The organism is Streptomyces sp. 7N604, assembly GCF_052245475.1.
Lineage (GTDB): Bacteria > Actinomycetota > Actinomycetes > Streptomycetales > Streptomycetaceae > Streptomyces.
Genome location: NZ_JBQQBX010000010.1, coordinates 168,256 through 189,280 on the forward strand (window position 1 = coordinate 168,256; position 21,025 = coordinate 189,280).

General features: G+C 70.1%; 19 protein-coding genes. All 19 read left to right on the forward strand.

Features of this window, described 5'->3' with window-relative positions; genetic code table 11:
* The first annotated feature begins 60 nt into the window (after positions 1–60).
* The 19 genes from ACTWP8_RS13390 (at position 61) to ACTWP8_RS13480 (ending at position 21,025) form a co-directional block, all read left to right on the forward strand.
* Positions 61–1,353 carry a homoserine dehydrogenase gene (locus tag ACTWP8_RS13390; protein WP_443316520.1) on the forward strand — a complete coding sequence of 431 codons (1,293 nt, stop codon included), beginning with the start codon at positions 61–63 and terminating at the stop codon, positions 1,351–1,353.
* 16 nt (positions 1,354–1,369) lie between these two features.
* Positions 1,370–2,455: a threonine synthase gene (gene thrC / locus ACTWP8_RS13395; protein ID WP_443322359.1), complete on the forward strand. Its 1,086-nt coding sequence runs from the start codon at positions 1,370–1,372 to the stop codon at positions 2,453–2,455.
* Positions 2,456–2,684: 229 nt separating this feature from the next.
* Positions 2,685–3,599 (forward strand): homoserine kinase, encoded by a 915-nt coding sequence (gene thrB, locus ACTWP8_RS13400; protein ID WP_443322360.1) that lies wholly within the window; start codon positions 2,685–2,687, stop codon positions 3,597–3,599.
* A gap of 338 nt (positions 3,600–3,937) precedes the next feature.
* Positions 3,938–5,974: a transcription termination factor Rho gene (gene rho, locus ACTWP8_RS13405; RefSeq protein ID WP_443322361.1), complete on the forward strand. Its 2,037-nt coding sequence runs from the start codon at positions 3,938–3,940 to the stop codon at positions 5,972–5,974.
* A gap of 412 nt (positions 5,975–6,386) precedes the next feature.
* On the forward strand, positions 6,387–7,508 hold the full coding sequence (locus tag ACTWP8_RS13410) for an LCP family protein (RefSeq protein WP_443322362.1): 1,122 nt from the start codon (positions 6,387–6,389) through the stop codon (positions 7,506–7,508).
* 256 nt (positions 7,509–7,764) lie between these two features.
* Positions 7,765–7,989, forward strand: a complete 225-nt coding sequence (rpmE, locus tag ACTWP8_RS13415) for a 50S ribosomal protein L31 (protein ID WP_210986361.1) — start codon at positions 7,765–7,767, stop codon at positions 7,987–7,989.
* Between the two features lie 104 nt (positions 7,990–8,093).
* Positions 8,094–9,170, forward strand: coding sequence for a peptide chain release factor 1 (gene prfA / locus ACTWP8_RS13420; protein ID WP_443322363.1), 1,077 nt, complete (start codon positions 8,094–8,096; stop codon positions 9,168–9,170).
* 34 nt (positions 9,171–9,204) lie between these two features.
* Entirely contained in the window at positions 9,205–10,050 is an 846-nt protein-coding gene (prmC, locus tag ACTWP8_RS13425; RefSeq protein ID WP_443322364.1) for a peptide chain release factor N(5)-glutamine methyltransferase, read from the forward strand.
* A gap of 194 nt (positions 10,051–10,244) precedes the next feature.
* Positions 10,245–10,892, forward strand: a complete 648-nt coding sequence (locus ACTWP8_RS13430) for an L-threonylcarbamoyladenylate synthase (protein WP_443316528.1) — start codon at positions 10,245–10,247, stop codon at positions 10,890–10,892.
* Complete coding sequence (locus ACTWP8_RS13435) at positions 10,889–11,533, forward strand: arsenate reductase/protein-tyrosine-phosphatase family protein (protein WP_443322365.1); 645 nt, start codon at positions 10,889–10,891, stop codon at positions 11,531–11,533. The genes ACTWP8_RS13430 and ACTWP8_RS13435 overlap by 4 nt, the downstream gene beginning before the upstream one ends.
* A 426-nt stretch (positions 11,534–11,959) precedes the next feature.
* A complete protein-coding gene (glyA, locus tag ACTWP8_RS13440; protein ID WP_443322366.1) occupies positions 11,960–13,315 on the forward strand; it encodes a serine hydroxymethyltransferase in 1,356 nt (451 codons plus the stop codon).
* A 195-nt stretch (positions 13,316–13,510) separates the two neighbouring features.
* Entirely contained in the window at positions 13,511–14,836 is a 1,326-nt protein-coding gene (locus ACTWP8_RS13445) for an MraY family glycosyltransferase (RefSeq protein WP_443322401.1), read from the forward strand.
* Between the two features lie 333 nt (positions 14,837–15,169).
* The gene (locus tag ACTWP8_RS13450) at positions 15,170–15,607 is read left to right on the forward strand and encodes a hypothetical protein (RefSeq protein ID WP_443322367.1); all 438 of its coding nucleotides are present in this window, start codon (positions 15,170–15,172) and stop codon (positions 15,605–15,607) included.
* 252 nt (positions 15,608–15,859) lie between these two features.
* Positions 15,860–16,678, forward strand: a complete 819-nt coding sequence (gene atpB / locus ACTWP8_RS13455) for a F0F1 ATP synthase subunit A (RefSeq protein WP_443322368.1) — start codon at positions 15,860–15,862, stop codon at positions 16,676–16,678.
* A 73-nt stretch (positions 16,679–16,751) separates the two neighbouring features.
* Positions 16,752–17,000 (forward strand): ATP synthase F0 subunit C, encoded by a 249-nt coding sequence (gene atpE / locus ACTWP8_RS13460; RefSeq protein ID WP_443322369.1) that lies wholly within the window; start codon positions 16,752–16,754, stop codon positions 16,998–17,000.
* Positions 17,001–17,038: 38 nt separating this feature from the next.
* Positions 17,039–17,596: a F0F1 ATP synthase subunit B gene (locus ACTWP8_RS13465; protein ID WP_443322370.1), complete on the forward strand. Its 558-nt coding sequence runs from the start codon at positions 17,039–17,041 to the stop codon at positions 17,594–17,596.
* Positions 17,593–18,408 (forward strand): F0F1 ATP synthase subunit delta, encoded by an 816-nt coding sequence (locus ACTWP8_RS13470; protein WP_443322371.1) that lies wholly within the window; start codon positions 17,593–17,595, stop codon positions 18,406–18,408. Before ACTWP8_RS13465 ends, ACTWP8_RS13470 begins: the two co-directional genes overlap by 4 nt.
* A 121-nt stretch (positions 18,409–18,529) precedes the next feature.
* Positions 18,530–20,101: a F0F1 ATP synthase subunit alpha gene (gene atpA / locus ACTWP8_RS13475; protein WP_443322372.1), complete on the forward strand. Its 1,572-nt coding sequence runs from the start codon at positions 18,530–18,532 to the stop codon at positions 20,099–20,101.
* Between the two features lie 3 nt (positions 20,102–20,104).
* Positions 20,105–21,025, forward strand: coding sequence for a F0F1 ATP synthase subunit gamma (locus ACTWP8_RS13480; protein WP_443322373.1), 921 nt, complete (start codon positions 20,105–20,107; stop codon positions 21,023–21,025).

The window sequence follows — 21,025 nt, forward strand, 5'->3', positions numbered from 1 at the left end:
AAAGTCCGGTCCGGTGCGTGAGACTGGTGCAGCACCTGTATGTGGGAGAAATGAGGTCGGATGATGCGTACGCGTCCGCTGAAGGTGGCGCTGCTGGGCTGTGGAGTGGTCGGCTCAGAGGTGGCGCGCCTCATGACGACGCACGCGAACGACCTCGCGGCACGCGTCGGCGCCCCGGTCGAGCTGGCCGGGATCGCCGTACGCCGCCCCGGCCGGGCCCGCGAGGGCGTGCCCGCCGAGCTGATCACCACCGACGCCACCGCGCTGGTCAAACGCGGTGACATCGACGTCGTGGTCGAGGTCATCGGCGGCATCGAGCCCGCCCGCTCCCTCATCCGTACCGCCTTCGAGTACGGCGCGAGCGTCGTGTCCGCCAACAAGGCGCTGCTCGCCGAGGACGGCGCGGCGCTGCACGCGGCGGCCGAGCAGCACGGCGCCGACCTCTACTACGAGGCCGCGGTCGCGGGCGCGATCCCGCTCGTCCGGCCGCTGCGCGAGTCACTCGCGGGCGACAAGGTCGACCGGGTCCTCGGCATCGTCAACGGCACCACGAACTACATCCTCGACAAGATGGACACCACCGGCGCCGGGTACTCCGAGGCGCTGGACGAGGCCACGGCGCTGGGGTACGCGGAGGCCGACCCGACCGCCGACGTCGAGGGCTTCGACGCCGCCGCCAAGGCGGCGATCCTGGCCGGGATCGCCTTCCACACCCGCGTCACCATCGAGGACGTGCACCGCGAGGGCATCACCGAGGTCACCGCGGCCGACATCGCCTCGGCGAAACGGATGGGCTGTACGGTCAAGCTGCTGGCGATCTGCGAGCGGGCCGCCGACGGGCGGTTCGTCACCGCGCGCGTGCACCCGGCCATGATCCCGCTCAGCCACCCGCTCGCCTCCGTCCGCGAGGCGTACAACGCGGTCTTCGTCGAGGCCGACGCCGCCGGCCGGCTGATGTTCTACGGGCCCGGCGCGGGCGGCGCGCCCACCGCGTCCGCCGTCCTCGGCGACCTGGTCGCCGTCTGCCGCAACAAGGTGGGCGAGACGACGGGCCCCGGCGAGTCCGCGTACACGCAGCTGCCGGTCGGCCACATGGGAGAGGTCGTCACGCGCTACCACATCAGCCTCGACGTCGCCGACAAACCGGGCGTCCTGGCCCAGGTCGCCACCGTCTTCGCCGAGCACCACGTGTCCATCGACACCGTCCGCCAGCAGGGCAAGGACGGCGAGGCATCGCTCGTGGTCGTCACCCACCGGGCGCCCGACGCCGCCCTCTCGGCCACGGTCGAGGCGCTGCGCCGGCTGGATACCGTACGCGACGTCGCGAGCATCATGCGGGTCGAAGGGGAGTAAAGGGAGTCAAGGAACCATGTCTGCAATCGTCGACCGGCCAACCCGCACCCACCAGTGGCGGGGCATCATCGAGGAGTACCGCGACCGCCTGCCGGTGAACGCGAAGACCCCGGTCGTCACCCTCCGCGAGGGCGGCACCCCGCTGGTGCCCGCCCAGATCCTCTCCGAGCGCACCGGCTGCGAGGTTCAGCTCAAGGTCGAGGGCGCCAACCCCACCGGGTCCTTCAAGGACCGCGGCATGACCATGGCCATCTCGCACGCGAAGGAGGAGGGCGCGCAGGCCGTCATCTGCGCGTCCACCGGCAACACCTCCGCCTCCGCCGCCGCGTACGCCGTACGGGCCGGGATGGTCTGCGCCGTCCTCGTCCCGCAGGGCAAGATCGCGCTGGGCAAGATGGGCCAGGCGCTGGTGTACGGGGCGCGCATCCTGCAGGTCGACGGGAACTTCGACGACTGCCTCACGCTCGCCCGCGGGCTGTCCGAGAAGTACCCGGTGGCGCTCGTCAACTCGGTTAATCCGTACCGCATCGAGGGCCAGAAGACCGCGTCCTTCGAGGTCGTCGACGCGCTCGGCGACGCCCCGGACATCCATGTGCTGCCGGTCGGCAACGCGGGCAACATCACCGCGTACTGGCGCGGTTACCGTGAGTATGCCGAGAGCGGCGACGCCTCCCGCACGCCGCGGATGTGGGGCTTCCAGGCCTCTGGCTCGGCCCCGATCGTGCGCGGCGAGCCGGTCAAGGACCCGCACACCATCGCCACCGCGATCCGGATCGGCAACCCGGCGTCGTGGAAGTTCGCCGAGCAGGCGCGGGACGAGTCGGGCGGTCTCATCGATGAGGTGACCGATCGTCAAATCCTCGCCGCCTACCGGCTGCTGGCCTCGCAGGAGGGCGTCTTCGTCGAGCCCGCCTCGGCGGCGAGCGTCGCCGGGCTGCTGAAGGCGGCCGAGCAGGGCAAGGTCGACCCGGGCCAGCGGATCGTCTGCACGGTCACGGGCAACGGTCTCAAGGACCCGGACTGGGCGGTGGCGGGTGCGCCGCAGCCCGTCACCGTACCGGTGGACGCGGACGCGGCCGCCGAACGCCTGGGAATGGCATAGGCAGCCGCAGGCGAGCGGCTGGAAGCACGGGAATACGGCGACACGCATCGTGCGCCTCCCGTGCGCCCTATGTCGCGACAGAACCTTCCTTCGATAGGCTGGCAGTCGAACCCCGCCCCGCCGCAGCCTTCCGCCTGCATGCGCGGTCCTGTCGCCGGGCCAGGGGGTGCCCCTTGGGGACGCCCAGGGGCAATTCCTTCAGATCCACACCAAGGAGAGTCACCGAGCGATGGCCGGTCCCGCATTCCGAGCCGCCGCCGTACGGGTGCGCGTCCCCGCCACCAGCGCCAACCTCGGCCCTGGCTACGACGCCTTCGGCCTGGGCCTGGGGCTCTACGACGACGTGGTCGTCCGGGTGGCGGACGCCGGGCTGCACATCGACATCGCGGGCGAGGGAGCCGAAACCCTGCCGCGCGATGAGGACCACCTGCTTGTACGGTCCCTCCGGACGGCGTTCGACCTGCTCGGCGGGCAGCCGCGCGGCCTGGAAGTGGTCTGCGCCAACCGCATTCCGCACGGCCGCGGCCTGGGCTCCTCCTCCGCCGCCATCTGCGCGGGCATCACCGCCGCCCGCGCGGTGACCATAGGCGGGGCCGAGAAGCTCGACGACACCGCGCTCCTCGAGCTGGCCACCGAGATCGAGGGCCACCCGGACAACGTCGCCGCCTGCCTGCTGGGCGGCTTCACCGTGGCCTGGACCGAGGCGGGCGCGGCGCGGGCGATCAGGATGGAGCCCGCAGAATCCATCGTTCCGGTGGTTTTCGTGCCCGCGAAGCCGGTCCTCACCGAGACCGCCCGCGGCCTTCTGCCGCGCACGGTCCCTCATGTGGACGCGGCGGCGAACGCGGGCCGGGCGGCGCTGCTGGTCGAGGCGCTGACCAGGCGCCCCGAGCTGCTGCTCGCCGCCACCGAAGACCGTCTCCACCAGGAGTACCGCGCTCCCGCGATGCCGGAGAGCGCGGCCCTGGTGAGCCGACTGCGCGCGGACGGCGTCCCCGCGGTCATTTCCGGCGCGGGCCCCACGGTGCTCGCGCTGGCCGAGGACAGTGCGGCCGACAAGGTCGCACAGCTGGCGGGCGAGGGGTGGGCGGCGGGCCGCCTGACGCTCGACATGGCGGGCGCGAGTGTCCTGCCGCTCGCGTGACACACGATTGCCGGTCTTGGAGAGGGGGAATGTTTGTTGGATCCGGTAGTGTTAACCTCATGTCTGCACCCGACACCTCATCGGTGCGGTGCTCCGTGTCCCACTGTCGGGACGACCTTCTTCCGGGAGCCTCCCAAACTGCCTGAGCAGCCTGCCTGAGCAGATATCGAGCACGCTCCGGAAATCGGCGCATGAGCGCCGGAACCAATTAATTGTTCTCTCCGCCGTACCGGCGGACCACCGCCCCGGCCCGGTCCGCATTCCAGGACCGCAAGCCGGACAGCACAACCGGTCGCCGAGCCAGACAGGCCGACGCCCGCTCCAGGGAAGGACCCTTCGTGAGCGACACCACCGATCTGATGGGCGTGACTGCCGACAACACGGTCGGCGCTGCCTCCGCGCCCGCCACGGACGCTCCCGCCGCGCCTGCCGCCGGTGCTGCCACTGGTACTGCCTCGCGGCGACGCCGCTCGGGCACCGGTCTCGAGGGCATGGTCCTCGCCGAGCTCCAGCAGGTCGCCTCCGGCCTCGGCATCAAGGGCACCGCGCGGATGCGCAAGAGCCAGCTGATCGAGGTCATCAAGGAGAAGCAGGCGGGAGGCGGGGCCCCCGCCAAGGGAGCCGAGGCTCCGGCCGGGGAGGCCGAGGCCAAGCCGAAGCGCCGTACCACCTCCAGGGCCCGTACGGGTGAGGCCGCGGCGGGCGCGGAAGCCCCCGCCGCGTCGGCCGAGAAGGCCGAGAGCCAGCAACAGATCGAAATCCCCGGCCAGCCGGCGAGCGACGAGCAGCCGGCCGGTGAGCGCCGCCGGCGCCGCGCCACCGCGCAGGCGGGCAGCCCCGAGACCGCCGAGGGCGCGTCCGACACCAAGGTCGAGACGCGGACCGAGACGAAGACCGAGAACCGGTCCGAGGCCAAGGTCGAGGCCGCGGCCGACACTGCCGAAGGCCGTGGCAAGGGCGGCGACCGCCAGGAGCGCGGCCAGGGCGGTCAGGGCCAGGACCGCGGCCAGGGCGGCCAGGGCCAGAAGGGCGACCGCCGCGAGCGCGGCCGCCGCGGCAAGGGCGGCGACGACGGCCAGGGTGGTGGCAACCGCCAGCAGCGTGAGGGCCGCCAGGGCGGTCAGCAGGACGACGAGGAGTTCGAGGGCGGGCGGCGTGGCCGCCGTGGCCGCTACCGCGACCGCAGGGGGCGCCGCGGCCGCGACGAGTTCGCGGGCGAGCCGCAGATCGCCGAGGACGACGTTCTGATCCCCGTCGCGGGCATCCTCGACATCCTCGACAACTACGCCTTCATCCGGACCTCCGGCTACCTGCCGGGCCCGAACGACGTGTACGTGTCGCTGGCCCAGGTCCGTAAGAACGGTCTGCGCAAGGGCGATCACGTCACCGGCGCGGTCCGCCAGCCCCGCGAGGGGGAGCGCCGCGAGAAGTTCAACGCGCTGGTCCGCCTGGACTCGGTGAACGGCATGGCGCCCGAAACCGGGCGCGGGCGGCCGGAGTTCGGCAAGCTGACCCCGCTGTACCCGCAGGACCGGCTGCGCCTGGAGAACGAGCCCAGCGGCCTCACCGCGCGGATCATCGACATGGTCGCGCCGATCGGCAAGGGCCAGCGTGGTCTGATCGTCTCGCCGCCGAAGGCGGGCAAGACCATGGTGCTGCAGTCGATCGCCAACGCGATCACGCACAACAATCCCGAGTGCCACCTGATGGTCGTCCTCGTCGACGAGCGGCCCGAAGAGGTCACCGACATGCAGCGGTCGGTCAAGGGCGAGGTCATCTCCTCGACCTTCGACCGCCCGGCCGAGGACCACACCACGGTCGCCGAGCTCGCCATCGAGCGGGCCAAGCGCCTCGTGGAGCTGGGCCACGACGTGGTCGTGCTGCTGGACTCCATCACCCGCCTGGGCCGCGCGTACAACCTCGCCGCGCCCGCCTCCGGCCGCATCCTGTCCGGTGGTGTCGACTCGACCGCGCTGTACCCGCCGAAGCGCTTCTTCGGCGCCGCGCGGAACATCGAGGACGGCGGCTCGCTCACCATCCTGGCCACCGCGCTGGTCGAGACCGGCTCGCGGATGGACGAGGTGATCTTCGAGGAGTTCAAGGGCACCGGCAACATGGAGCTCAAGCTCGACCGGAAGCTCGCCGACAAGCGGATCTTCCCGGCCGTGGACGTGGACGCCTCCGGCACCCGCAAGGAGGAGATCCTCCTCGGCAGCGACGAGCTGAACATCGTCTGGAAGCTCCGCCGGGTTCTGCACGCGCTCGATCAGCAGCAGGCCATCGAGCTGCTGCTGGACAAGATGAAGCAGACCAAGTCCAACGCCGAGTTCCTGCTGCAGATCCAGAAGACGACGCCGACGCCGAACGGCGACTGACCTACGTTCTGACAGCACGGCCAGCAGCGCCAGCAGGGCCTGCTCCTCACTGCCGCACCGCAGTGACGAGCAGGCCCTGGCGCGTATGCGAGCGCGCTCGAGCCCGGCGACGGCGGACCGACTACACCGCGCGCACGCCCGGCGGCACCCGGTATCCGCCCCCGGGCACCGGCAAGGCCGCGCCGGAGATCTTTGACACACCAGACAAGATCGGCGGCGGCTGGAACCTGTGCCGCATCTTCCGATGAAACCGCAGGTAAAAGGGGCCGTGCGCAGCTGAGGGCGGGCGCGGCGCCCCCGCGACCGCTCCGAGCAGTCACTCAGAGGCGCCGTGCGAACCTGAACCTCGCCGTGTCGGCAGGGCCGGGAAGGGGAACCCGGGAGCGACGCACCAGCGAGGACTGAGGAGCAGATGGCGGACGAGAGCAGCGCAAGGGGTTCACACCCCGGTGGCATACCCGCCGCCACCGGGCGGCGAGGCAGGCCGCCTGGGCGGGGCCGCAGGGCGCTCACGATCGCCGCCTGGTCCACCGCGGGCCTGGTGCTGCTCGGCGGGGCCGGTCTCGGCTACATCTACGTCCAGCTCGACGGCAACCTCAAGGGCATCGACATCAACGCGGCCCTGGGCACCGACCGCCCCGACGACGTCGACGACGGCTCGATGGACATCCTGCTCATGGGATCGGACTCGCGCGAGGGCGCCAACGCCGAGTACGGCGACGACGACGGGACCTCCCGCTCCGACACCGCGATGATCCTGCACGTCCACAAGGGCCACACGGAGGCCAGCGTCGTGAGCATCCCCCGCGACACCATGGTCAGCCGCCCCGCGTGCAAGAAGACCGACGGCAAGGGCATATCCCCGGCCGTGAAACGCACCATGTTCAACGAGTCGTACCAGGTGGGCGGCCCGGCCTGTGCCGTGAAGACCGTCGAGAAGATGTCCGGCATCCGCATGGACCACTACCTCGAGGTCGACTTCTCCGGCTTCAAGAAGCTCGTCAACGAGCTCGGCGGGGTGCCCGTCACCACCAGCCAGGCGATCAAGGACAAGGAGAGCCGGCTCAGCCTCACGCCTGGCACACACACCCTCAATGGCGAGCAGGCCCTCGGCCTCGTACGGACCCGGCACGCGGTCGGGGACGGCAGCGACCTCGGCCGGATCAAGCTCCAGCAGGCCTTCATGAAGGCGCTGATCGACCAGGTCAAGGACATCGACCTGTTCGGAAGCCCGGGCAAGCTGTACGGCCTCGCGGACACCGCGACCCGGACGGTCACCACCGACTCCGAGCTCGCGTCGGTCAACAAGCTCCTGGACTTCAGCAAGGGTCTGAAGGACATCGGCTCGGACGACCTGCGCATGGTGACGCTGCCCGTGGCCTACGACAAGGCCGACCCCAACCGCGTCGTCCCGCTGGACAACCAGGCTCGCGAGGTCTGGGACGCGCTGCGCCACGACCGGGCCGTCCCGGCGTCCGCGACCAAGGGCACGGCGAGTGACAGAGCCGATACGTCGGAAGTCCTCACGGGCTGACTTCCTGCCACGGCGAGTGACAGGGCCGATACGTCGGAGTCCTCACGGGCTGACTTCCTGCCACGGCGAGTGACAGAGCCGATACGTCGGAAGTCCTGAAGGCTGAGCCTCCTCGACAGGCGGCTGGAATAGATTCCGGCCGCCCCCGGTTTTGGGAGACACGGCCGGTCCTGGCAGACTGGTACGTCGGCCCCGGTTCACGTACGGGCAAGCCCGCCCGATACGACCCGGTGCCCTCCCGAACCTAGGAGAACCCTTGAAGCGCGACATCCACCCCGAGTACGTCGAGACCCAGGTGAGCTGCACCTGCGGAGCCTCGTTCACCACCCGTAGCACCGTCACCGAGGGCACCATCCGTGCCGATGTGTGCTCCGAGTGCCACCCGTTCTACACGGGCAAGCAGAAGATCCTCGACACTGGTGGCCGTGTGGCCCGCTTCGAGGCCCGCTTCGGCAAGAACGCCGGGTCCGCCAAGAAGTAGCGACCCTGTAGCGCCGGTTCTCGGCCGCCCCTGTCCGGGCGGCCGGACCGGCGCTTTTGCTCTTGTCCGGCCCACTCCTCCCAGCGTCACGTAAAGGAAAAACGATGTTCGAGGCGGTCGAGGAACTGATCGGCGAGCACGCCGACCTCGAGAAGCGGCTCGCCGACCCCGCGGTCCACGCCGACCAGGCCAACGCGCGGAAGCTCAACAAGCGTTACGCCGAGCTGACCCCGATCATCGGCACGTACCGCGCATGGAAGCAGGCGGGCGACGACATCGAGGCGGCCCGCGAACTCGGCGCGGACGACCCGGAGTTCGCGGCCGAGGTCAAGGAGCTGGAGAAGGAGCGCGAGGAGCTGACCGACAAGCTGCGGCTGCTGCTCGTCCCGCGCGACCCCAGCGACGACAAGGACGTCATCCTCGAGATCAAGGCGGGCGAGGGCGGCGACGAGTCGGCGCTCTTCGCGGGCGACCTGCTGCGCATGTATCTGCGCTACGCCGAGCGCAGCAACTGGAAGACCGAGATCATCGAGGCCAACGAGTCCGACCTCGGCGGCTACAAGGACGTCCAGGTCGCGGTCAAGACGAAGGGCGGCTCAGGCGCGGAGCCCGGCCAGGGTGTCTGGGCGCGGCTGAAGTACGAGGGCGGGGTGCACCGCGTGCAGCGGGTGCCCGCCACCGAGTCGCAGGGCCGTATCCACACCTCCGCCGCGGGCGTGCTCGTGCTCCCCGAGGCGGAGGACGTCGACGTCGAGATCAGCCCCAACGACCTGCGGATCGACGTCTACCGCTCCTCGGGCCCCGGCGGCCAGTCGGTCAACACCACCGACTCCGCGGTCCGTATCACCCACCTCCCCACCGGCATCGTCGTCTCCTGCCAGAACGAGAAGAGCCAGCTGCAGAACAAGGAGCAGGCGCTGCGCATCCTGCGCGCCCGGCTGCTCGCGGCGGCCCAGGAGGAGGCCGAGAAGGAGGCGTCGGACGCCCGGCGCAGCCAGGTCCGTACGGTCGACCGCTCCGAGCGGATCAGGACGTACAACTACCCGGAGAACCGGATCTCCGACCACCGCGTCGGCTTCAAGGCGTACAACTTGGACCAGGTGCTCGACGGCGAGCTGGACCCGGTGATCCAGGCGTGCGTGGACGCCGACTCGGCCGCGAAGCTGGCGGCCGCGCAGTAACAGGCGCGGCGCAGAACCCGCTGGAGGAATTGACGTGAACGTGCTGCTCGCCGAGGTGGCCCAGGCCACCCAGCGGTTGGCCGACGCCGGCGTTCCCTCACCGCGCTTCGACGCGGAGGAGCTCGCCGCGTTCGTCCACGGCGTCAGGCGGGGCGAGCTGCACGCGGTGCCGGACGCGGACTTCGACGCCCGCTACTGGGAGGCCGTCGCCCGCCGCGAGGCCCGCGAGCCCCTCCAGCACATCACCGGGCGCACCTTCTTCCGCTACCTGGAACTCCAGGTCGGGCCCGGTGTCTTCGTGCCGCGCCCGGAGACCGAGTCGGTCGTCGGCTGGGCCATAGACGCCGTACGGGCCATGGACGTCGTCGAGCCGCTGATCGTCGACCTGTGCACGGGCTCGGGCGCCATCGCGCTCGCTCTGGCGCAGGAGGTGCCGCGCTCGCGCGTGCACGCCGTCGAGCTCGACGAAGGCGCCCTGCTGTGGGCGCGGAAGAACGTCGAGGGCTCCAGGGTCCAGCTGCACCAGGGCGACGCCCTGACCGCCCTGCCGGAACTGGACGGCCAGGTCGACCTGGTGATCTCCAACCCGCCGTACATCCCGCTCACCGAGTGGGAGTACGTCGCGCCCGAGGCCCGGGACCACGACCCGCAGCTCGCCCTGTTCTCCGGCGAGGACGGCCTGGACACCATCCGGGGCATCGAGCGCACCGCCCACCGGCTGCTGCGGCCGGGCGGTGTCGTCGTCGTCGAGCACGCCGACACCCAGGGCGGCCAAGTGCCGTGGATCTTCACCGAGGAGCGGGGCTGGGCCGACGCCGCCGACCACCCCGACCTGAACAAGCGGCCGCGGTTCGCGACGGCTCGGCGGGCCACACCGTGACAGCGGCCAGCCCTACGGACAGCAGGACAAGCAGCAGTCCCACGGACAGCAGAACGAAAGGCAGTCCCATGGACAGCAGAACAAAGCAGCAGTCCCACGGACGGCAGAGCAAAACAGCAGTCCCACGGACAGCAGGATGAGCTTCAAGGCCCGGAACTGAGCCTCAAGCCCCGGAACAGGGAGGCCCGTTAGACATGGCACGGCGCTACGACTGCACTGACGCGACCGACCGCACGTCAGGTCTGCGCGAAGCCGCATCCGCCGTCCGCCGCGGCGAGCTCGTCGTGCTGCCCACCGACACCGTCTACGGGATCGGTGCGGACGCGTTCAGCTCCGAGGCCGTCGGCGACCTCCTGGAGGCCAAGGGCCGCGGCCGCAATATGCCCTCGCCCGTCCTCGTCGGCTCCCCGAACACCCTGCACGGCCTGGTCACCGACTTCTCCGAGCAGGCCTGGGAACTCGTCGACGCCTTCTGGCCGGGTGCCCTGACCCTCGTCGCCCGGCACCAGCCGTCGCTGCAGTGGGACCTGGGGGAGACCCGCGGGACCGTCGCCGTACGGATGCCGCTGCACCCGGTGGCCATCGAGCTGCTGACCGACGTGGGTCCGATGGCCGTCTCCAGCGCCAACCTCACGGGACACCCCTCTCCGCAGGACTGTGACGCCGCCCAGGAGATGCTCGGTGACGCCGTCTCCGTCTATCTCGACGGCGGACCTACCCCTGCCGCCGTGCCGTCCTCGATCGTGGACGTCACGGGCAAGGTGCCGGTGCTGCTGCGCGCGGGCGCATTGAGCGCCGAGCAGCTGCGGGAGGTCGTACCCGACCTCGAGGTGGCCAATTGACAGCCCCTGAGGGGCGTGGCATAGCGGGGGGCAGCAGCAACGACACCTTCCGCATCCTCCACGTCAGCACCGGCAACGTCTGCCGCTCGCCGATCACCGAGCGGCTGACCCGGCATGCCCTGGCGCACCGCCTCGGCGACCCGCAGACCGGCGGCCTGATCGTGGAGAGCGCGGGCACCTGGGGCCACGAGGGCGCCCCGATGGAGGCGCACGCCGCGACCGTCCTCACCGATTTCGGCGCCGACCCGGCCGGCTTCACCGGCCGCGAGCTGCTCGACGAGCACGTCATCCGCGCCGACCTGGTCCTCACCGCGACCCGCGACCACCGCGCCCAGGTGATCTCCATGGGGCACTCGGCGGGCCTGCGCACCTTCACGCTGAAGGAGTTCACCCGGCTGGTCCGGGCCATCGATCTGGCGACGCTGCCGGAGCCGGAGCCCGCGGGCTCGGTCGTCGGCCGGGCGCGGGCCCTGGTCAGGGCGGCCGCGGCGCTGCGCGGCTGGCTGCTGGCGCCGAGCCCGGAGGCCGACGAGGTGTACGACCCGTACGGCGCGCCCATCACCTTCTTCCGCAGCATCGGCGACGAGATCCACCAGGCGCTCGACCCGGTCGTCACGGCGTTGACGGGGGTCAAGACGTAGTCCTTGGGTGGGCGGTGTGCTGGGTGGGGGGTATCGGCGACGAGATTCACCAGGCGTTCGACCTGGTTGTCACGGCGTTGACGGGGGTCAAGACGTAGTCCTTGGGTGGGCGGTGTGCTGGGTGGGGGGTATCGGCGACGAGATTCACCAGGCGTTCGACCTGGTTGTCACGGCGTTGACGGGGGTCAAGACGTAGTCCTTGGGTGGGCGGTGTGCTGGGTGGGGGGTATCGGCGACGAGATTCACCAGGCGTTCGACCTGGTTGTCACGGCGCCGACGGGGTCACGGCGAAGACGTGAGGGAGTCGTTCGCGGGCGGCTGCACACACCGCGCGGGGCCGCCGTACCGGCCCTACATTGGGGGTTGACGCCCGGTGCACTCCCCGCCGGTGGTGCGCCACTTCCTCAGGCCAGCCCGGAGCCAGCGATGCCGGTCAGCACGTCAGCCAGCCAGGGGGCGCAGCCCAGCGCCCGCGCCGAACACCTCCGGGAAGGCACCGCGCCCGCCGGAACCCGTACGCACTGGGGTCCGGACTTCGACGCGCTGCGCCGCCAGGACCCCGACCTCGCCGGGCTGCTGCTCGCCGAGCTGGAACGCCAGTCCGCGGGGCTGCAGCTCATCGCCGCGGAGAACTTCACCTCCCCCGCGGTCCTCGCGGCGCTGGGCTCACCACTCGCCAACAAGTACGCCGAGGGCTATCCGGGCGCCCGCCACCACGGTGGGTGCGAGCTGGTCGACCTCGCGGAGCGGCTCGCCGCCGAGCGGGCCACCACCCTCTTCGGCGCCCAGCACGCCAACGTCCAGCCGCACTCCGGCTCCTCGGCCGTCCTCGCCGCCTACGCCGCCCTGCTGCGGCCCGGCGACACCGTGCTGGCCATGGCCCTGCCCCAGGGCGGCCATCTCACCCACGGCTCCCCCGCGAACTTCTCCGGCCGCTGGTTCGACTTCGTCGGTTACGGAGTCCACCCGGAGACCGGCCTGATCGACTACGACCGGGTCCGCCGCCTCGCCCGCAAGCACCACCCCAAGGCGATCGTCTGCGGCTCGATCTCCTACCCCCGGCACCCCGACTACGCGGCCTTCCGGGATATCGCCGACGACGTGGGCGCGTATCTGATCGCCGACGCCGCGCACCCGATCGGCCTGGTCGCAGGGGGAGCGGCGCCCAACCCCGTGCCGTACGCCGATGTGGTGTGCGCGACCACGCACAAGGTGCTGCGGGGTCCGCGCGGCGGGATGATCCTCTGCGGCGCCGACCTGGCCGACCGGATCGACCGGGCGGTCTTCCCCTTCACCCAGGGCGGCGCCCAGATGCACACCATCGCCGCCAAGGCCGTCGCCCTCGGCGAGGCCGCGACGCCCGCCTTCGCCGCGTACGCCCACCAGGTCGTGGCCAACGCGCAGGCGCTCGCCGAGGGGCTGGCCGCCGAAGGGCTCATGGTCACCACAGGCGGTACCGACACCCACCTGATCACCGCCGACGTGGCCCCGCTTGACCTCGACGGGCGTACGGCCCGGGGCCGCTGCGCCGCCGCCCGTATCGTCCTCGACACCTGCTGCCTGCCGCACGGCGCCGCCCCGCCCGCCCCGGCCACCGGGATCCGGCTGGGCAGCGCGGCGGTCACCACGCAGGGGATGGGCGAGCCCGAGATGTCGCGGATCGCGAAGGTGCTGGGGGCAGCACTGCGGGACGACGCGGGGGCCCGGACCCAGGCCATGGAACTCGCCGCGGAGTTCCCGCCGTATCCCGCGGCGCATCCGGGGCAGGCGGTGAGCGCGTAGGGGGCGGCGGCAACTGTCCAGCAGTACTCGCCGCGGAGTTCCCGCCGTATCCCGCCGCGCATTCCGCTGCGCATTCCGCCGAGCATCCGGGCCAGGCCGCGAGCGCATAGGGGACGCGGCTGAAACCATCCCGGCAGCGCGCGTGTCTTTCACCAATGAAGCTAGGGTGTGGGGCTGAGATGGTCGGCGATACTCCTGGGGCAGCCCGTGCGTGAATACCTGCTGACGCTGTGCGTCACGGCCGTGGTCACTTATCTGCTGACCGGACCCGTGCGGAAGTTCGCCATCACGATCGGGGCGATGCCGGAGATCCGGGCCCGTGACGTGCACCGCGAGCCGACCCCCCGGCTCGGCGGGATCGCGATGTTCGGCGGCCTGTGCGCGGGCCTGCTGGTGGCGGCCCACCTCCCCAACGTCGGCAAGGTCTTCGAGCTGTCCAACGAGCCGCGCGCGCTGCTCTCCGGTGCCGCGCTGATCTGGCTGCTCGGGGTGCTCGACGACAAGTGGGGCGTGGATGCCCTGGTCAAGCTCGGCGGCCAGATGATCGCCGCGGGCGTCATGGTCATGCAGGGCCTGACGATCCTGTGGATCCCGGTGCCGGGTGTGGGATCCGTCGCACTGACGTCGATGCAGGGCACGCTGCTCACGGTCGCCCTCGTCGTGATCACCATCAACGCCGTCAACTTCGTGGACGGACTGGACGGACTGGCCTCCGGCATGGTCTGCATCGCCGCCGCGGCGTTCTTCATGTACGCCTACCGGATGTGGTTCGGCTACGGCCTCGAGGCAGCCGCGCCCGCGACCCTCTTCGCCGCGATCCTCATGGGCATGTGCCTGGGCTTCCTGCCGCACAACATGCACCCGGCGCGGATCTTCATGGGCGACTCCGGCTCCATGCTGATCGGCCTCGTCCTCGCGGCAGGTGCGATCTCCATCACGGGCCAGGTGGACCCGGACGCGCTGAAGCTCTTCGCCGGTTCCGAGCGGGCGGCGGTGCACGAGACGGTGCCGGTCTACATCCCGCTGCTGCTGCCGCTGTCCGTGCTGATGGTCCCGGTCGTGGACCTGGTGCTGGCGATCGTCCGCCGTACGTGGAAGGGCCAGTCGCCGTTCGTCGCGGACCGCGGCCATCTCCACCACCGCCTGCTGGAGATCGGCCACTCCCACAGCCGCGCGGTCCTGATCATGTACTTCTGGTCGGCGCTGATCGCCTTCGGTGCAGTCGGCTACTCGGTCAACGGGGCCAGCGTCTGGATCGTTCTGGCGATCGTCGCGCTGAGCGCGGTGGGACTGGTGTTGCTGCTGATGCCGCGCTTCACCCCGCGCGCCCCGCGCTGGGCGGAGTCCTTCATCCCGCCGCGCTACCGGCGCGGCGGGCGCCCCGCGGTGGCGGCCCCTGACCTGCCGGTGGTGGGCGTGACCGCGGCCGCCGCTCCGAGTGAGAACGGCGATGGCCATGACGGCCGTACGCGGGTCCCGGCGGGCGCCACCGCGATCGGCGGCCGGTCGCGCACCTGGTAACAGCACGTCGTAGCACCCCGTAGCACCCCGTAGCACTCCCGGCTGCACCCGTCGGCATCCGACCCCGCCCGGCACTCAAAGCGGACATAAGCCCCATACTGGGCAGGCGAATTGGTGTCAGCTCATCGGTGCAGGGCCTAGCTCGTCTGTGTGATGGGCAGCACACCAACTAGGTAAAGACCTCATCAAATAGTTTGTGATACCGTTCACGAAACCCGGTGCTAACGCCGAAGGACCGTAGTGCGACGGCTCTTTGGTACGAGGTGTGACCTCGACCGGGCCCTACGCTCGTCCATGACGACACTCGCCCCAACCCCCAGCGGAGTTGCCGCCATGCAGTCAAACGACGCCCGGATGTTCCTCCATACCGCCGTGCCCACGGCCGCCGTCGGCGTGATCGCCGTCGTTGCCGGTGCCGTGCTCGCCGGCGGAAAGGGGGCGCTCGGTGCGGCATTCGGCACACTGCTGGTGATCCTTTTCATGGGGCTCGGCCTCATCGTGCTGCAGCGCACCGCACGTTCGCTGCCGCATCTGTTCCAGGCGATGGGCCTGATGCTCTATACGACGCAGCTGCTGGCACTCGCCATCGTGCTGGCGGTGTTCAAGGACACAACTCTGTTCAGCGTCAAAGCCTTCGGGTTCGCGCTGCTCGCGACGACCCTCGTCTGGGTCGCGGCGCAGGCCCGCGCGCACATGAAGGCCAAGATCCTTTACGTCGAGCCGGAATCCACCGAGGAGCGCAAGCCCGAGCCCACGGGGTCGGCGGCGTGACAGGTGGGGCCGGTATAAGCATGCGATCGAGGTCCTGCTATCGTCCGGTGCCAACTGCGGCATCGCGGGCGCAGGCGGCTGAGTTTCCCGGTTCCACGGGACGGAACCGGCAGCCCATGCAGCTGATGCCAGCGCTCGGCTCAACCAGCCGCCCCCATATTCGCAAAACCAGTCCAGTGCCGACACGCGGCTGTGCGCCGCGCCGACACATCGAGGTTGCCGTACCCATGCGCCACGCTGAAGGAGCTCTCGGTGAGTGCTGACCAGACGACGCTCGCCTTCGAGACCGATTGCCACATCTTCGATGGGTGCGGCTTCGATGAAGTGGCCCCTGGGCTGCACTCCTTTGTCTTCCAGCCGCTCTTCACCGTCGGCGGCTACGACTTCAACAAGCCGATGCTGCTCGCCTTCCTGGGCTCGCTCATCATCGTCGGCTTCTTCTGGGCGGCGTTCAGCAAGCCGAAGATCGTGCCGGGAAAGCTCCAGATGGTGGCCGAGGCGGGCTATGACTTCGTCCGCCGCGGCATCGTCTACGAGACGCTCGGCAAGCGTGAGGGCGACAAGTACGTCCCGCTCATGGTCTCGCTGTTCTTCTTTGTGTGGATGATGAACCTCTGGTCCATCATCCCGGTCGCCGCGTTCCCGGTGACGTCGATCATCGCTTTCCCGGTGGGGTTGGCCGCGGTTGTGTACGTGCTCTGGGTCTTCCTGACCTTCAAGAAGCACGGATTCGTCGGCGCCTTCAAGAACTTCACCGGCTACGACAAGTCACTCGGCGCTGTACTGCCGCTCTCCGCGACCATCGAGCTCTTCTCCAACCTGCTGGTGCGGCCGTTCACCCACGCGGTCCGGCTCTTCGCGAACATGTTTGCCGGTCACACCCTGCTGCTGCTGTTCACCATCGCCAGCTGGTACATGCTCAACGGCATCGGCATCGCCTACGCGGGTGTGTCGTTCGCGATGGTCATCGTGATGACCATCTTCGAGCTGTTCATCCAGGCCGTGCAGGCTTACGTCTTCGTCCTGCTGGCCACCTCGTACGTCCAGGGTGCTCTCGCCGAGCACCACTGAGCCTCACCTCCCAGACCAACAGACGTCCGGTGGCCAACCCCCACCGGTCAGTGAAAGAGAAGGAAGAACCGGCATGTCTGCTGCGCTCCAGACCCTCGCCCAGGGCGTCGAAATCAAGGGCAACCTCGGTGCGATCGGCTACGGTCTCGCCGCGATCGGCCCCGGCGTCGGCATCGGCATCATCTTCGGCAACGGCACCCAGGCCCTGGCCCGCCAGCCCGAGGCTGCCGGCCTGATCCGCGCCAACCAGATCCTCGGTTTCGCGTTCTGTGAGGCGCTGGCCCTGATCGGCCTCGTCATGCCGTTCGTCTACCCGAGCTGATCTCGGCACGACTACCCTTTTCGACGAAAGGCACTGATGTGAACGCCCTGGTACAGCTGGCGCAGGAGGCCGAGGGGGAGAACCCCCTCATCCCGCCGATCCCAGAGCTCGTCATCGGCCTGATCGCGTTCGCCATCGTCTTCGGCTTCCTCGCCAAGAAGCTGCTCCCGAACATCAACAAGGTTCTGGAGCAGCGCCGCGAGGCCATCGAGGGCGGGATCGAGAAGGCCGAGGCGGCGCAGACCGAGGCCCAGGACGTGCTCGAGCAGTACAAGGCTCAGCTCGCCGAGGCCCGGCACGAGGCCGCCCGCCTGCGCCAGGAGGCGCAGGAGCAGGGCGCCGCGCTCATCGCCGAGATGCGCGCGGAGGGCCAGCGGCAGCGTGAGGAGATCATCGCCGCCGGTCACGCCCAGATCGAGGCCGACCGCAAGCAGGCCGCTGCGGCGCTGCGCCAGGACGTGGGCAAGCTCGCCACCGACCTGGCCGGCAAGCTCGTCGGCGAGTCCCTCGAGGACCACGCCCGGCAGAGCCGCACCATCGACCGCTTCCTCGACGAGCTCGAGGAGAAGGCACAGTCGACTGGGGCCGCCCGATGAATGGAGCGAGCCGCGAGGCACTGGCCTCCGCGCGCGAGCGATGCGACGCGCTGACGGACAACACGTCCGTCGACGCGGCGAAGCTCGCCGAGGAGCTGGCCGCCGTCACGGGGCTGCTCGACCGCGAGGTGTCGCTGCGACGGGTCCTCACCGACCCGGCGCAGGCCGGCGAGGCCAAGGCCGAGCTGGCCGCGCGCCTGCTGGGCAGCCAGGTCGGCGGCGAGACCGTCGACCTGGTCTCCGGCATGGTCCGCTCCCGCTGGTCGCAGTCCCGCGACCTGGTGGACGCGCTCGAGGAGCTGGCGAGCACCGCAGAGCTCGTCGCGGCCCAGCGCGCCGACGCGCTCGACGACGTGGAGGACGAGCTGTTCCGGTTCAGCCGGATCGTCTCTTCGTCCCCCGAGCTGCGCTCCGCGCTCACCGACCGGATCGCCACCGCCTCGGCCAAGGCCGAGCTGCTGCGCAGTCTGCTGGGCGGCCGGGCACACCCGGTCACCGTGCGGCTCGTCGTGCGTCTTGTGACACAGCCGCGTGGTCGTAGCCTGGAGGGAGGGCTCGAAGCCCTGTCCAAGCTGGCCGCGGAGCGCCGGGACCGGATGGTCGCGGTCGTCACCTCGGCGGTGCCGCTCAGTGACCAGCAGAAGCAGCGCCTCGGTGCTGCGCTGTCGGCGCTGTACGGCCGGGAGATGCATCTGAACCTCGACGTGGACCCCGAGGTCCTCGGCGGGATCCAGGTCCGCATCGGCGACGAGGTCATCAACGGCACCATCGCCGACCGCCTCGAAGAGGTGTCCCGGCGGATGGCCGGCTGACCAGCCACCAACTCAACAAGCAGGTAGACGGCCCGAGTTGGGCCGTACGCGCAAGTCTTCTGGGGTCGCCCCCCAGACCCCTAGAAAACTTCGGGCCCAACAAGGAGAGCAGGGAACCCAGATGGCGGAGCTCACGATCCGGCCGGAGGAGATCCGGGACGCGCTGGAGAACTTTGTCCAGTCGTACAAGCCGGACGCGGCCTCGCGCGAGGAGGTCGGTACGGTCAGCGTTGCCGGCGACGGCATCGCGAAGGTCGAGGGTCTTCCCTCGGCCATGGCGAACGAGCTGCTGAAGTTCGAGGACGGCACCCTCGGCCTCGCCCTCAACCTCGAGGAGCGCGAGATCGGTGCGATCGTCCTCGGCGAGTTCAGCGGCATCGAGGAGGGCCAGCCGGTGTCCCGCACCGGTGAGGTCCTGTCCGTCGCCGTCGGCGAGGGATACCTGGGCCGGGTCGTCGACCCGCTGGGCAACCCGATCGACGGTCTCGGCGAGATCGCGACCGAGGGCCGCCGCGCCCTCGAGCTGCAGGCCCCGGGCGTCATGGCCCGTAAGTCCGTGCACGAGCCGATGGAGACCGGCCTCAAGGCCGTCGACGCGATGACGCCGATCGGCCGCGGCCAGCGCCAGCTGATCATCGGTGACCGCCAGACCGGCAAGACCGCCCTGGCCGTCGACACGATCATCAACCAGCGCGACAACTGGCGTTCCGGCGACCCGGCGAAGCAGGTCCGCTGCATCTACGTCGCCATCGGCCAGAAGGGCTCCACCATCGCGTCCGTGCGCGGCGCCCTGGAGGAGGCCGGCGCCCTGGAGTACACGACGATCGTCGCGGCTCCGGCGTCCGACCCGGCCGGCTTCAAGTACCTCGCCCCGTACACCGGCTCGGCCATCGGTCAGCACTGGATGTACCAGGGCAAGCACGTACTGATCATCTTCGACGACCTGTCGAAGCAGGCCGACGCCTACCGCGCCGTGTCCCTGCTGCTGCGCCGCCCGCCGGGCCGTGAGGCCTACCCGGGTGACGTCTTCTACCTGCACTCCCGCCTGCTGGAGCGCTGCGCCAAGCTCTCCGACGACATGGGCAAGGGCTCGATGACCGGTCTGCCGATCGTCGAGACCAAGGCGAACGACGTCTCGGCGTTCATCCCGACCAACGTCATCTCCATCACCGACGGCCAGTGCTTCCTGGAGTCCGACCTGTTCAACGCGGGCCAGCGCCCGGCGCTGAACGTCGGTATCTCGGTCTCCCGCGTCGGTGGCTCCGCCCAGCACAAGGCCATGCGGCAGGTCTCCGGCCGGCTCCGCGTGGACCTCGCCCAGTACCGCGAGCTCGAGGCGTTCGCCGCCTTCGGCTCCGACCTGGACGCGGCCTCCAAGGCGGCCCTGGAGCGCGGCAAGCGCATGGTCGAGCTGCTGAAGCAGGGCCAGTACGCGCCGTACGCGACCGAGGACCAGGTCGTCTCCATCTGGGCCGGCACCACCGGCAAGATGGACGACGTGCCGGTCGAGGACATCCGCCGCTTCGAGCGCGAGCTGCTGGACTACCTGCACCGGGAGCACAAGGGCCTGATGACGTCCATCCGCGAGGGCGGAAAGATGTCGGACGACACGCTCCAGGCGATCGCGGACGCCATCGCCTCCTTCAAGCAGCAGTTCGAGACCTCGGACGGCAAGCTGCTGGGTGAGGACTGAGATATGGGCGCTCAGCTTCGGGTCTACAAGCGCCGTATCAAGTCCGTCACCGCCACCAAGAAGATCACCAAGGCGATGGAGATGATCGCCGCTTCGCGGATCGTCAAGGCGCAGCGCAAGGTCGCGGCCTCGACGCCGTATGCGAGCGAGCTCACCCGCGCGGTGACCGCGGTGGCGACCGGCTCCGACACCAAGCACCCGCTGACCACTGAGGCGGACAGTCCGACGCGGGCCGCGGTGCTGCTCGTCACGAGCGACCGCGGTCTGGCCGGCGGCTACTCCTCCAACGCCATCAAGGCGGGCGAGCGGCTCATCGAGAAGCTCACCGCCGAGGGCAAGGAGGTCCTCACCTACATCGTGGGACGCAAGGGTGTCGCGTACTACAGCTTCCGCGGCCGCAAGGTCGAGGAGTCGTGGACGGGCTTCACCGACAACCCGTCGTACGGGGACGCCAAGCGCGTCGCCGCCCCGCTCATCGAGGCCGTCACCCAGGAGACGGCCGAGGGCGGAGTCGACGAGCTGCACATCGTCTTCACCGAGTTCGTTTCGATGATGACGCAAGAACCGGTCGACCGGCGGCTGCTCCCGCTCAGCCTCGAGACGGGCGAGGCGGCCGAGGAGACGGAGAAGAAGGACGAGATCCTTCCGCTCTACGACTTCGAGCCCTCCTCCGAGGACGTCCTCGACGCCCTGCTGCCCCGGTACGTCGAAAGCCGGATCTACAACGCTCTGCTGCAGTCGGCCGCCTCCGAGCACGCCGCCCGCCGCCGTGCGATGAAGTCGGCGACCGACAACGCCGAGGAGCTCATCAAGTCGCTCACGCGGCTTGCCAACGCGGCCCGCCAGGCCGACATCACCCAGGAAATCAGCGAGATCGTCGGTGGCGCCAGCGCCCTGGCCGACGCGACCGCGGGGAGTGACTGA